The sequence below is a fragment of the Marinactinospora rubrisoli genome, from assembly GCF_042664915.1.
Taxonomy (GTDB): Bacteria; Actinomycetota; Actinomycetes; order Streptosporangiales; family Streptosporangiaceae; genus Marinitenerispora; species Marinitenerispora rubrisoli.
The window spans coordinates 37,668-50,698 of the sequence record NZ_JBHTBH010000012.1 but is presented as its reverse complement, the minus strand read 5'-3'; the positions used below and the strand labels follow the sequence as shown (position 1 = coordinate 50,698).

The following is a 13,031-nucleotide window of genomic DNA, read 5'->3' as shown; positions in this document are numbered from 1 at the left end:
ACCACGCGCACACGACGACACGACCACGACGGAACGGAGGCGGCGCCGATGCCGGCGCTGGAGGTGCGGGCGACCGGGATGCTCACCACCGTGCAGGACACCGGCCGCACGGGCTTCGCCGCGCTCGGGGTGGGCGCCTCGGGGGCGGCCGACCAGCGGTCGCACGCCCTGGCCAACCGGCTGGTCGCCAACCCGCCGGACGCCGCCACCCTGGAGGTCACCTTCGGGGGGTTGCGCGTGCGCGCCCGTGGGACGGTGACGGTGGCGGTCACCGGCGCCGTCGGCCCGGTCACCGTGGCCGGGCGGGGTGCCGCCATGAACGCGCCGCTGGTGGTGCCGGACGGCGCCGAGCTCAGCCTGGGCACACCGGCCCGCGGGCTGCGCAGCTACGTCGCGGTGCGGGGCGGCATCGCCGTGGAACCGGTGCTCGGGTCGCGCAGCACCGACATCCTCGCCGACCTCGGCCCGCCGGTTCCGGCCCCAGGCACCGTGCTGCCCGTCGGCCCGCCACCGGCCGCCTTCCCCAACGTCGACGTCGCCGCCGTGCCCCCGCCCGCCGCGGACCGCCTGACCCTGCGCGCCGTCCCCGGCCCCCGCGACGACTGGTTCCGTCCGCACGCGCTGGACACGCTGTTCGCCGCCGAGTACGAAGTGACCAGCCGCAGCGACCGAGTCGGCATGCGCCTGGCCGGCCCGCCCCTGCGCCGTACCCGGTCCGGGGAACTGCCGAGCGAGGGCATGGTCCCCGGCTCGCTGCAGATTCCACCCGACGGCGAGCCGGTGCTCTTCCTCGCCGACCACCCGGTGACGGGCGGCTATCCGGTCATCGCGGTCGTGCACGGCAGCGATCTGCCGCTCGCCGCCCAGGCCACGCCGGGCATGCGGCTGCGGTTCGTCCGGGCGGGGGCGCGGGGCTGAATGGCCGAGGGGGGCGCTGAACCGGCCGCGGGCCTGGCGAAGGGCACCGGCGGCCAGGGGGGAAGAGGCACCTGGGCGCCCTTGCCAGCACATTGCACGGCCGTCAGGTCCGAGGGGCCATCCCCGCGCGTGCGGGGAGCACGGTGATCCCCGCCATGCGCACGAGCAGCCGCTGGGACCATCCCCGCGTGTGCGGGGAGCACGACGGCAAGCTCAAGCACACTGGGCATCCCACGGGACCATCCCCGCGTGTGCGGGGAGCACTCTTGCTGACCTGCGACGTTATCAGCGTGGAGTCTCGTTTTCGGCCACTTTCCCAATGAACGGTGACTCAGCCAGCCCAGGAGAACCAAGCCTCACCTTCAGCGACGTTGACGCGGACGGAGCGCAATGCCGACTCGCCCTTCCAGGCCCGGGCGACGCGGACCAGCCGACGCCCGCACCTGAGACTTGATGCTTCGACGCCCCGGACACAACCGCTCCACGCGCTGCCGACCGGGGAAGCAGCCGACTTAACGTGCGCGGTACGGCTGTCAGAAGTCGTGACGCCGTCCCCCGGATGCGGAACACAACCGCAGAGTCCAGTCACGCGACCGCCCCGTGCCCACCATCCCGCGCACGCGGGGCGCACAGGCTGGTTAAAGGGGCGGCGGAGTCGCGCGCAGGGTCATCCCCACGCGTGCGGGGAGCACGACATCAGCCGGATGGGGTCTGCCCTGGTCGCGGGGCCATCCCCGCGCGTGCGGGGAGCACATCGATGCGGAGACTCGCCGGTCTCGCGGGCTGGGGCCATCCCCGCGCGTGCGGGGAGCACCGCGAAGGCACCGCCGCCGAGCTGGCGCGCTGGGGGCCATCCCCGCGCGTGCGGGGAGCACTCTTACTGACCTGCGACGTTATCAGCGCGGAGTCTCGTTTTCGACCACTTTCCCAATGAAGGGTGACTCAGCCGGCCCCGGAGGACCCAGCCTTGCCCTCAGCGACGTTGACGTGGACGGTACGTCCCGCGCCCGGCCGGGGACGTGCGCGCACCGCCCGGCGCGTGATGCCGCGCCCGGACCGGCCGCGGATGTCCCCGGATGGCCGTGCGGGCGGACCGGGGCGGTTACCAGGACGTCGGCGATCCGGCCCCGACCGCAGCGCCGCGCCGCACGGCCCGGGGGCCGTGCGGCGCGCACCTGTCAGCCGTTCCGCGCGCTCGATGCGGTGGTCCGGCCGAACGGCCGGATCACTCACGGCCACCGGAGAGAGCACACGACCCCCATCACCGATCCAAGGCGTGTTCGGAGAGTTCAGCGCCATTCCCCGATGACGGCCGCCACCACGGCGGCCACGGACCCTGCGGCGAGCCCGTCGGAGCCGGTGGTCACCGCCCGGTGGTGTTCGAGGCGGCCGGTCCCGCGCTCCACCGCATGTCGATCGTCCTACTCGACCGGGCGGACGACAGGCGGCGACCCCGTCGGCGTTGTTCGCGTTGATGGTCGGCCCCGCTGCGGAGTTCGGGCATCGCCGCCGAGGGATGCGCCGGGAGTGGATCGGCGGCCGTTCGGTGGCCGGGGACCGGGGCAAGGGCTCCAGCGGGGCGTCGGTGCGGTCACCGCACCCGGGCAGGGGGCGGCACCTCCGGCGTGCGGGGCCTTCAGCGGGTCTTGAACATGCCCCAGGAGCGGCGCAGGCGGCCGTCGCGCCGGGCGATCCGGTCGCGGTCACCGGGCTCGTCGAGCATGATCCGGATGCGGCGCTGGTGCGCGGAGCGGGGACGGTACCGGATGCCGGCCGGATCCGGAGGTCTTTCGGGCGCTGGCGTGGGAAGCCCGGCACCGCCGAGGTCATCGGCGTCCATCACGGCGACGCGATCACGGCCGCCCTGCCGGACGGGCGGAAGCAGGACCGCCCGTACCCCACCGCCTGCGAACACGTCCCGGATCCGTTCCGCCCGGGAACCGAATCGCGCGCGGTCATCGGCCGTTCGAGCGCCGGTGAACCCTCGACCCGTCAAGGGCGGATCTCCCTCCTTTACGAGGACGGCGGCGGCTAAGACGCGGAGGGCATCAACTGGGCGAGCAGGTGGCCCATCGCCAGCCGGGGCACGAGCACCGGCAGCCCCAGTGCGTCGGCGAGCAGGCGGCGATGGGCGAGGTCATAGCCTACGCAGTCGAGCAGGCCGATCGCGTCTTCGCCCGGGGGCAGCCGCCCGCGGAGTTCGGCTGCCGCTGCGGTGAAGTCAGCCACCGTGCCGTAGGGCGAGGCGGCCGTCACCTCGACCCGGGCGGCGACGGCCTGCCAGTAGCGCGTCAGCTCCGCGCACTGACTGGCGAGCGGGCAGACGACGAGCAGCGTGCGGCCCGCGGCCACCGCCTGCACGGTGCCGAACAGCAGTTGCCCGGCGGTCAGCGTGGGCAGCGGGGCGGCCAGATCCGGGAAGCCGCCGGTGCACAGCAGCAGCGCCCGTTCGGCACCCGCGTCGCGCACCCGCTCCAGCGCGGCGCGCAGGTGCGGGAGGAGCCGGCGGTGCGAGAGCGCGACCTCCGTGCCGTCGCGCAGCCGGGAGGCGAGTTCCTCGTCGCCGGGGTCGCCGGACGGCGCGAGGGCGGCGATCTCGGCGCCGGTCAGCGGGTCCAGAGCCCCGGCCTCGATCACGTCGGTGCTCGGGGGCAGCAGCGCCGTCAGGTCGGGGACGATGTCGTCGCGTGGCGACTGGCCGATGGTCACGACTCCCAGCTTGGCCATGGTGGGGTCCTCGCTCTCGGATCGGGTAGGGGTGGGCGGCCCGAGCGGCCGGCTGGGCGCTAGCGTCGCCGGGCGGTGCCGCCGAGGATGTCGTCGATGACCGAAGCGGCGTGCCGCAGCAGCGGAAGCCGGGTGGTGGTGTCGTCGGAGTGCCCGGAGCGCCAGCCCAGGCTGAGGCTGCCGTACAGCTCCCGCCGCACGTGCACCGGGACGGCGAGGGCGGCGGTGTCGCCGTCGTACTCGCCCTCCGAGAGGGCGTACCCGCGGTTGCGGATGGCGGCGAACTCTTCGGTCAGGCGGACGGGGTCCACCTGCGTGTGGTCGGTGAAGCGGGCGAGGGGGCGGTCGGTGAACAGGCGGCTGCACTCGTGCGGCGGGAGGAAGGCGAAGTAGCCCTTGCTGGTGGCGCCGGCGTGCGCGGGGTACAGCTCGCCGACCAGCGGATAGTACCGCTGCGGTCCGGCGGGGCCGTCGGCGGCCGCGACGCACCGCACGTGGAAGCCGTCGGGGACGCATAGCAGCGAGCTGTCCCCGGTGCGCCGGGTCAGCTCGTCGAGCACCGGCTGGACGAGCAGCTCCAGCGTGCGGGACTGCTGCCAGACCCGGGCGAGCTGGATCGCCGCCGGGCCGATGCGGTATCGCCGGGTCTGCGGGTCGGCGACCAGGAAGCCGCGGTAGGCCAGTGTGGCGAGGATGCGCTGCGCGACCGACTTGTCCCACCCGAACTCGCGCGCGACCTCGGTCACGCCCCAGTCGGTACGGCCGCGGTCGAAGGCGAGCAGCACCTGGAGAGTGCGGTCGGCGGTCTGCAGGAGGCCGGGGGGCTCACGTTCGTCCCGCTGCGGCCAGCCCTCACCGCCGTCCGATATATGTCTCTTGTCCATTATCTCGGCTTCTGGGTGCTATGTAGCTTCACGAGGGAAGTTGTTGCGATATTAGAGAAACGGTTGCGATGTCCGCAATGCTAATGCAACCCTGCTTCAAACGCCGCAGCTCAGGCAGGAGGAGACCCGATGGCTGACCACGGCCGACGCGTACTTTTGTTGAGTAACTCGACCCAGGCCGGCCACGACTACCTCGAACACGCCGCCGCGCCCATCCAGGAGCACTTCCCGGCCGGCGGGCGGATCGCGTTCGTCCCCTACGCCCTGCACGACTGGGACCGGTACACGGCCAAGGCCGCCGCTGGCCTCGGCGCGCTCGGTTACAAGGTCACCGGCGTGCACACCGGCGACCCGGCCACCGTCGTCGCCGAAGCCGACGGGGTCTTCGTCGGCGGCGGCAACACCTTCCGCCTGGCCACCGGCGTGCACCGGACCGGCCTCGCCGACGTCCTGCGCGAGCGCGTCGCCGACGGCCTGCCCTACATGGGGGCGAGCGCCGGCACCGTGCTCGCCGGGCCCAGCATCCGCACCACCAACGACATGCCGATCGTGCAGCCGCCCACCTTCACCGCCCTCGGCCTGATCGGTTTCCACATCAACCCGCACTTCCTGAGCGGCGCCGTCGTCCCCGACTTCATGGGGGAGACCCGCGAGCAGCGTCTCGCCGAGTACCTGGAGGAGAACGAGACTCCCGTGGTCGGTCTGCCCGAGGGATCGTGGATCACCGCCCACGGCACCACCGTGACCGCCGGCGGCGCCCACGACGCGGTGCTGTTCGCCCGCGGCGCCGAGCCCGGGCCGCTGCCCGTCGGCTCCGACCTCTCCGCCCTGGAGACCGCCCCCCACGTCGGCGTGGCCGGGGACGCCGGGTGCTGAGGTACGGACTCCGCCGGACGCCGCCATCCTCCCGGGCTACCCCCATGAGCAAGGAGCATGCGTGACCGCCTCCCGCCAGGGCTGGGAACGCGACCTGCTCGCGGCCATCGACGACCGCGCCGCGGAACTGCTCGACCTGGCCGGCGCCCTCATCCGGATCCCGAGTGAGAACCCACCCGGCGACGATCCCGCCGTCAGCGATTTCATCGCCGGCTACCTCGACGACCGTGGGCTGCGCGCCGTCCGCCACGACGGAGGCGACGGGCGGACCAACGTCCTCGCCACCTACCCCGGGACCGGCCGTGGCCGCAGCGGACGGCACCTGGCGCTGGCGGGGCACGCCGACGTCGTCCCGGTCGGCGATCGCGCCCGCTGGGACTTCGACCCGTTCGCCGGAGACGTCGTCGACGGCTGGCTGCGCGGGCGCGGCGCCAGCGACATGAAGGCCGGCCTGGCCGGCGTCCTGTTCGTCACCGCCCTGCTCGCCGAGATGCGAGTGCCGCTCGGCGGTCCGCTCACCTTCGTGTCGGTCGCCGACGAGGAGACCGGCGGGACGCGCGGCGTGCCCCGCATCGCGGCGGACGGGCTGCTGGACGGCGTCACCGGCGCGGTCATCGCCGAGCCGTCCGGCCCCGGCCACCCCACCATCGGCCAGAAGGGCAGCTGCCAGTTCGAGCTGCGCATCACCGGGCGGCCCGGCCACGGCAGCCTGTCCCCGCTCTCGGGCGTCTCGGCCAACGTCAAGGCGGCCCGGGCCATCATGGCGCTGCAGGCGCTCTTCGACATCACCCCCGACATTCCCGCGGAGCTGGCCGAGATCATCGCCGTCTCCAAGGAGTACGTGCGCATCCATGAGCCCGAGGACTTCGGCGCCGCGTTCGACCACGTGACCATCAACATCGGCACCGTGCACGGCGGGACCGCCATCAACGTCGTCGCCGACACCTGCGTCATCACCGTCGACTGCCGGGTGCCGTTCGGGGTGCGCCGCGACGACGTCCTCGCCGAGGCCCGCCGGCTGCTCGCCGAGGCCGGGGTCGAGGCCGAACTCACCGAGCGGGGCGCGCGGTCGGAGGCCAACTGGACACCGCCGACCGATCCGGTGGTCGCCACCCTCGTCGGCGCGGTCCGCGAACTGGTCGACCCCGAGGGCCACGGCGTCCTGCAATGGGCGACCAGCGACGCCCGCTGGTTCCGCCAGGCCGGCATTCCGGTGCTGCAGTACGGGCCCGCCGACCTGCCCACCATCCACGGCTTCAACGAGCGGGCGTGGGCCGGGCAGGTCGTGGACGCCGCCAAGGTCTACGCTCTCACCGCTCTGCGCTACCTGGACACCGTCACCGGCGCCGGAGCCACCTCCGACGCCGCCCCCCATGGGAAGGGAACGAACTAGTGCTCCGGCATGTACTGGACATGATCGACCTGCTCGACGACCCCGCCGCCACCGGCGCCGCCGTGGCCGAGCGCCTGGCCGCCATCGGCGCGGCCGACGTCGAGATCGAGGTCACCACCGTGCAGGGGGAGGGCGGCAGCACCGACTTCGTGCGCGTGGTCGTGCCCGGGACCCGCGGCCGGCTCGCCGGCGGCGACGCGCCCACGCTCGGCATCGTCGGGCGGCTCGGCGGCGTCGGCGCCCGTCCCGAGCGGATCGGCTTCGTCTCCGACGGCGACGGCGCGGTCGCGGCGCTCAGCGCCGCCGAGAAGCTCGCCGTCATGGCCCGCCGCGGCGACCGGCTGGCCGGCGACGTCATCGTCGGCACGCACGTCTGCCCCGACGCCCCCACCGAGCCGCACGACCCGGTGCCGTTCATGGGGTCCTCGGTCGACATGGACCAGATGAACGCCTACGAGGTGTCCGCCGAGATGGACGCCGTGCTCTCCATCGACACCACCAAGGGCAACCGCATCATCAACCACCGCGGCCTGGCGCTGTCGCCCACCGTCAAGGAGGGCTACATCCTGCGGGTCAGCCCCGACCTCGTCGAACTGCTGGAGACGGTCACCGGCCGGCCGGTGGTCACCTACCCGGTCACCACGCAGGACATCACGCCGTACGGCAACGACGTGTACCACATCAACTCCATCCTGCAGCCGGCCACGGCGACGGCCGCGCCCGTCGTCGGACTGGCCATCACCGCCGCCAGCGCCGTACCCGGGTGCGGCACCGGAGCCAGCCACGAGACCGACATCGCCGAGGCCGCCCGCTACGCGATCGAGGTCGGCAAGGCGTTCACCGCCGGCCAGGCGCGGTTCCACGACGCCGCGGAGTTCGACCGGCTGGTGCGGCTGTACGGGTCGATGACCAGATTCCAGACCCTCGGCACGGACGCCGGGTAAGGCCGACGGCGCCGCCGAGGTTCATCCGGCCCCACGGTTCACCTCCGCCCATCGCGCGGCGCGATCGACCGCGTGGACGGGCGCCGCCGCTGGCCGCACCAAGGCGCGACGCGCGCCCCGGTCCAGGCGGCCGGAGAAGCAGGTCCCGCCGTCGCCCGGCGGGGGCAGCCGGACCGGACGCCCCGGCCCGGCGGCCACCGATGCCGCAGACGAAACGGCTTGGCAGCCCGGCCGTGCGCCTGGGCTCCGTACGGGAATTCGTACGGGAACAGGCGGCGCCCAGCCGCGCCGCCATCGGTGGGCCGCTCCTCCGGACCCGGGGACGGCGCCGTGCGCCGTGGACGAGAAGCCCGACGAAGCGGGTGCACCAGGCCGGCCCCCACTCCGGCCGACGCGGCGTGCGCCCGCCCGGTTCGAGTACGGGCGGCGTCGATTGCACGTCGCCGGGGTTCGGGGGCGCGTGCGGGCGTTCCGTCGCGCGCACGTCGATGTCGTGGAGGGTGGGGCTTCGTCCCCTGGCCGGTGGGGCCGCAGTATCGGAAAGTGGTCGAAAACGAGACTCCGCGCTGATAACGTCGCAGGTCAGTAAGAGTGCTCCCCGCACGCGCGGGGATGATCCCAGGACGACATTGTCCCGCTACGCCAGGGGGCAGTGCTCCCCGCACGCGCGGGGATGATCCCTCCGAGAGGGGGAGGCACCCGCCTGACCTGCGGTGCTCCCCGCACGCGCGGGGATGGTCCCAGCTCGCGGGGGGAAACCGTCGGGTCGGTGCCGTGCTCCCCGCACGCGCGGGGATGGTCCCCGCACCGATGCCGCCTGGATCCAGGAGGCGGAGTGCTCCCCGCACGCGCGGGGATGGTCCCGGCGGACTCACGCGTGAGCTGCGGATCGGATCTACGCGTGCTCCCCGCACGCGCGGGGATGGTCCCTCCAGGGCGGCGTCGTGCTCCAGGGGCAAGATGTGCTCCCCGCATGCGCGGGGATGGTAGGCACGGGGCGGTCGCGTGACTGGACTCTGCGGTTGCGTTCCGCACTAGGGGGACGGCGTCACGACTTCTGACAGCCGTACCGCGCACGGTAAGTCGGCCGCTTCCCCGGTCGGCAGCGCGTGGAGCGGCTGTGTCCAGGGCGTCGAAGCATCGAGGTCTCGGGGGCGGGTGTCGGTTGGCCCGCGTGGCCGGAGCCTGAGGGGCGAGTCGGCATTGTGCTCCGTCCACGTTTACGTCGCTGAGGGCGAGGCTTGGTCCTCCTGGGCCGGCTGAGTCACCGTTCATTGGGAAAGTGGTCGAAAACGCGACTCCACGCTGATAACGTCGCAGGTCAGCAAGACTGCTCCCCGCACGCGCGGGGATGGTCCCGACCTGTACAACCACCACACGTTGACGGTCGGCTGCTCCCCGCACGCGCGGGGATGGTCCCGCGCCGCCGTCCAAGACGTCGCGCCCGCTTCGCTGCTCCCCGCACGCGCGGGGATGGTCCCGCACCGCACTACGCGCCGCCGTCACCACAGCGCTGCTCCCCGCACGCGCGGGGATGGTCCCGAGCGACACCCGCAAAAGCGGGTGGTGAGAGACTGCTCCCCGCACGCGCGGGGATGGTCCCATCCGCGGCCCCGGCGGCGCGAGCCTCTACGACTGCTCCCCGCACGCGCCGGGATGGTCCCGCCCTATGACCCCGGCCGGCGCCCCCGCGTCGCTGCTCCCCGCACGCGCGGGGATGGTCCCCGGATCTGCAAGTTCGGCCGCCCTGGAGTGCGCTGCTCCCCGCACGCGCGGGGATGGTCCCGAGCGACACCCGCAAAAGCGGGTGGTGAGAGACTGCTCCCCGCACGCGCCGGGATGGTCCCGCCCTATGACCCCGGCCGGCGCCCCCGCGTCGCTGCTCCCCGCACGCGCGGGGATGGTCCCCGGATCTGCAAGTTCGGCCGCCCTGGAGTGCGGTGCTCCCCGCACGCGCGGGGATGGTCCCTATTGCTCAACGGAATGCAGGGCAAAATTCGAGTGCTCCCGGCACGCGCGGGGATGATTCGGCCTCGGCATGGAGCCGCGAATGCCTAGACCTGCGGTCCGTGCGGCTTGGGATGTCCGCGAGCGCGGTTCGCTCCAACCAGAGCGAGCTCCGTCCCGCATGCAGGGGAACGTTCCCCGTTCTTCGAGGTAGCAGCGAACCCCACGGACTGGGGACCGCACGCGCGATGAGGGCCCTGCATGGTGCGAAAAGGTGTGAGCGCTCGCTCCGGCCAAGGTCGGCCGACGCCGCAGCGCCCCCCATCCACCACGACCTTCCCACGATCGAGGACGTGTGGGCCGTCGAGCGCCTTTACACCACCTCCCGACGGCCCGCCAAAACCGATCCCGGCGCGGACAGCCCACCCTCTTCACCACCTACGACCCGACCGGCCCACCTCCCGCTGTGCCACCCCGATGGCCCTGCCCCCGAGCACGGCGGCTCGCTCGTCCTGGCCGGGTGACCGGCCCTCGGCACCGCCCCGATAGCCTGAAACCGACCCCACGTACCCGCCCCACCAGGTGAGGAGCCTCCATGCCCGCGCCGACCGCCGCCACCGCCCCTGCCGACCCGGCCGGGCTGGGCCCCCGTGCGGCCCGGGAGCTGTTCCGGGCCGGGCTGCGGGTTCCCACCGCCGGGTACGCGGCCGGTTACGCCCAGGCCAACCTCATCGCGGTTCCGCGTGACCTCGCGTTCGACTTCCTGCTGTTCGCGCAGCGCAACCCCAAGCCGTGCCCGGTGCTGGCCGTCACCGAGCCCGGCGAGACCCGCGCCGACATCTTCGACGGGGACCTGCGCACCGACCTGCCCGCCTACCGCGTCTACGAGCACGGTCGGCTCGCCGCCGAGACCACTGACGTCCGCGACGTCTGGCGGGACGACCTCGTCGCCTTCCTCATCGGGTGCAGTTTCACCTTTGAGGCGCCGCTGCTCGCCGCCGGTGTGCCCGTCCGGCACGTCGAGCTCGGCCGCAACGTTCCCATGTACCGCACCGACCGGGCCTGCCGCCCGGCAGGGCGCATCTCAGGGCCGCTCGTCGTCTCCATGCGGCCCATCCCCGCCGACCGGGTCGCCGACGCCGTCCGGATCACCTCCCGCTATCCGGCCGTGCACGGCGCGCCCGTGCACGTGGGCGACCCGTCGGCGCTCGGCATCGCCGACCTCGACCGGCCCGACTTCGGCGACCCGGTCCCCGTCCGGCCCGGCGAGATTCCGGGCTTCTGGGCCTGCGGGGTCACCCCGCAGGCCGCCGTCATGGCCTCGGCGCCCGAGTTCGCCATCGGGCACGCCCCCGGGCACATGGCCATTACCGACGCCCCCGACGGCTCCTACCAGGTGCCCTGACGCCCGCCCACCCGGCGGCACGCCCGGGAGGTCACTCGGCGATCCGGTGCCGGGCCAGCTCCCGCACCTCGTGATCGTCGCCGGGGGCGTGCTCCCAGGTCACCTCCGCGGTCCGGCCGTCCAGCACCAGCGTGGCGAGTGAGTTGTCGAACCACAGGCCGTCGTCCACCCGCCACGACAGTGCGGGGCCGCGCACCCCCGCCGTGCGGGCCGCGACCCGGCATGCCAGGCTCATCAGGCGCTTCGAGGCCAGGCCCATCGCCGCGCGCAGCCGGGGCGCCAGCGGGTTGCGGATCGGCGAGCACACCAGCTGCGCGATCCGCGTCGGCGACGCCGTGGAGGCGGCGGCACCCCGGCCGCGGGCCCGCGCCAGGTAGGAGAAGTGCACGTCGCCGCCGAGCAACAGCACACTGGCCGGGGGTGTCCCGCGTCGGCCGACCGCCACCTCCAGCACCGCCGCCGTCACGTCGCGGAACGACCGCTGGAAGGCGGGCCAGTGCTCCAGGTCCAGCGCCTGGCGCAGCCGCTCGGCCGGACCACGCGCCCACCCGCCCCAGGCCCCGGCGCACACCGCCTCGTTCCACGCCTCCAGATGGTGCACGCCGCCGGGCAGCAGGAACGGGATCGTGCACGCCAGCACCAGATGGTCGACGTCGCCGGTGAGCTGCTCGTCCAGCCATGCGGCGCCGGGCCCGCCCAGCATCGAGCGGCGCGACTCGTCGTCCACCTCACGGCCGCAGCGGGTGTCCACCATCACGACGCGGGTGCGGCCGAGATCGTGGCGGTGGCTCCACCGGTAGCTCGCCGGATCGGTGTGCGCCCGCCAGGCGAAGTCGTCCAGTGCCCGCCCGCCGGAATCCGGGGAAGCAGGGGCGTCCGCCGCCTCGGACTCCGCCGCCGCGATCGCCCGGTGGACCGGGTCCGCCGCCCGTTCGGCGGGGGAGAGGTTGCCCACGTGCTGGTACACCCAGTAGGCGCCCAGCCCGGAGGTGACGCGCGGCCGCCACCACGGCCGGACGGCCATCTCACGCCGCCACGCACCCGAGGAGTTCCAGTCGTCCCGGATGTCGTGGTCGTCGAACAGCATCAGCGTGGGCACCGTGGACAGCAGCCAGCGGATGTCGGGGTCGCTCCACGCCTGCCGGTAGAGCTCGGCGTACTCGTCGAAGAACACGACCTCGTCGGCCGGCGGCGCCTCGGAGCCCTCGGTGGGACGGCGCCGCTCGCGCAGGAAATCCATCATCGGCGGCTGGAGTTCGTCCGCGTACACCTGGTCGCCGGTGAGCAGCAGTACGGTCGGCTCGTCCGGGGCGGCGTCGTCGGTCCGCCGCGCGGCGAGCCGCAGCGCGTAAGCCCGCAGCATGTCCACTCCGAAGCGCCGCACCTCGGCCGGCCCGTGGCCGGCCGGCGTGCGGCACGAGCCGAACACGATACGCGGTGCCGCGGCCGGATCCAATGTGCGCAGCAGGCTCGGCGGCCGTCCGTCGGCCGGTTCCGGCCATACCTGCTCGCCGTCCAGCGACACGGTGTAGGGCGCCACCGTGCCCGGCGCGAGTTCCGTGATGTCGCAGACCGCGTAGTGGTGGCCGTGCACCGTGAAGGTCGCGGCCTCCGCGGTACGGTCCGCGGCCGTCACCGTGACGCGGCACGGCGCGTCGGTCTCCACCCAGATCGTCGCCGTCGTCTCCCCTGCGTGCCGCAGCACCGGGCCGAGCCGCAGTCGGGCGCCCACCGTCACATCCCCCCTGTGTCGAGCGGACCGCCGGGCGCGGCCCGCTGCCGAGTATGGCGGCACGCGCCCCGCCGTCGGGAGGCGGTGTGGCGGATCCCGCGTGACCGACTCGGCCCGGGCGGCCGCGCCGCTCCGCGTCGCGAGGGGATTGTCACCGTCGGGCGGGCCGCGCGGGGAACGCCGTACCCCTCGGGTGGCTCTAAGG

General features: G+C 73.8%; 9 protein-coding genes and 2 CRISPR repeat arrays. Of the genes, 5 read left to right on the top strand and 4 right to left on the bottom strand.

The window, feature by feature from the left end; translation table 11 throughout:
* Positions 1–48: 48 nt before the first annotated feature.
* Positions 49–918 carry a 5-oxoprolinase subunit C family protein gene (locus ACFQRF_RS22255; RefSeq protein WP_379873231.1) on the top strand — a complete coding sequence of 290 codons (870 nt, stop codon included), beginning with the start codon at positions 49–51 and terminating at the stop codon, positions 916–918.
* A gap of 1,636 nt (positions 919–2,554) precedes the next feature.
* Here the strand turns inward: ACFQRF_RS22255 and ACFQRF_RS22250 are convergent.
* The 3 genes from ACFQRF_RS22250 to ACFQRF_RS22240 form a co-directional block, all read right to left on the bottom strand.
* Complete coding sequence (locus ACFQRF_RS22250) at positions 2,555–2,833, bottom strand: hypothetical protein (protein WP_379873102.1); 279 nt, start codon at positions 2,831–2,833, stop codon at positions 2,555–2,557.
* 116 nt (positions 2,834–2,949) lie between these two features.
* Positions 2,950–3,645, bottom strand: a complete 696-nt coding sequence (locus tag ACFQRF_RS22245; protein ID WP_379873101.1) for an AroM family protein — start codon at positions 3,643–3,645, stop codon at positions 2,950–2,952.
* A gap of 59 nt (positions 3,646–3,704) precedes the next feature.
* Positions 3,705–4,529: an IclR family transcriptional regulator gene (locus ACFQRF_RS22240; protein ID WP_379873100.1), complete on the bottom strand. Its 825-nt coding sequence runs from the start codon at positions 4,527–4,529 to the stop codon at positions 3,705–3,707.
* A 129-nt stretch (positions 4,530–4,658) separates the two neighbouring features.
* Between ACFQRF_RS22240 and pepE the strand changes: the two genes are divergently transcribed.
* From pepE to ACFQRF_RS22220, 4 genes are all read left to right on the top strand, one after another.
* Entirely contained in the window at positions 4,659–5,405 is a 747-nt protein-coding gene (gene pepE / locus ACFQRF_RS22235; RefSeq protein WP_379873099.1) for a dipeptidase PepE, read from the top strand.
* Between the two features lie 61 nt (positions 5,406–5,466).
* Positions 5,467–6,798 carry a M20 family metallopeptidase gene (locus tag ACFQRF_RS22230; RefSeq protein WP_379873098.1) on the top strand — a complete coding sequence of 444 codons (1,332 nt, stop codon included), beginning with the start codon at positions 5,467–5,469 and terminating at the stop codon, positions 6,796–6,798.
* Positions 6,798–7,742, top strand: coding sequence for a DUF1177 domain-containing protein (locus tag ACFQRF_RS22225; RefSeq protein ID WP_379873097.1), 945 nt, complete (start codon positions 6,798–6,800; stop codon positions 7,740–7,742). Before ACFQRF_RS22230 ends, ACFQRF_RS22225 begins: the two co-directional genes overlap by 1 nt.
* Before the next feature lie 591 nt (positions 7,743–8,333).
* Positions 8,334–8,733: direct repeats of the CRISPR family, unit length 29 nt; unit sequence GTGCTCCCCGCACGCGCGGGGATGGTCCC.
* Between the two features lie 338 nt (positions 8,734–9,071).
* Positions 9,072–9,772: a CRISPR direct-repeat array (repeat unit 29 nt; unit sequence GTGCTCCCCGCACGCGCGGGGATGGTCCC).
* A gap of 512 nt (positions 9,773–10,284) precedes the next feature.
* Positions 10,285–11,094 carry a putative hydro-lyase gene (locus ACFQRF_RS22220; protein ID WP_379873096.1) on the top strand — a complete coding sequence of 270 codons (810 nt, stop codon included), beginning with the start codon at positions 10,285–10,287 and terminating at the stop codon, positions 11,092–11,094.
* A 31-nt stretch (positions 11,095–11,125) separates the two neighbouring features.
* Here ACFQRF_RS22220 and ACFQRF_RS22215 read toward each other — a convergent pair whose 3' ends face one another.
* Positions 11,126–12,826, bottom strand: coding sequence for an alkaline phosphatase D family protein (locus tag ACFQRF_RS22215; RefSeq protein ID WP_379873095.1), 1,701 nt, complete (start codon positions 12,824–12,826; stop codon positions 11,126–11,128).
* Positions 12,827–13,031: the final 205 nt, after the last annotated feature.

Coding starts and splice junctions, on each gene's coding strand:
- ACFQRF_RS22255 (WP_379873231.1), top strand. CDS start 49: ATGCCGGCGCTGGAGGTGCGGGCGACCGGGATGCTCACCACCGTGCAG.
- ACFQRF_RS22245 (WP_379873101.1), bottom strand. CDS start 3,645: ATGGCCAAGCTGGGAGTCGTGACCATCGGCCAGTCGCCACGCGACGAC.
- ACFQRF_RS22240 (WP_379873100.1), bottom strand. CDS start 4,529: ATGGACAAGAGACATATATCGGACGGCGGTGAGGGCTGGCCGCAGCGG.
- pepE (WP_379873099.1), top strand. CDS start 4,659: ATGGCTGACCACGGCCGACGCGTACTTTTGTTGAGTAACTCGACCCAG.
- ACFQRF_RS22220 (WP_379873096.1), top strand. CDS start 10,285: ATGCCCGCGCCGACCGCCGCCACCGCCCCTGCCGACCCGGCCGGGCTG.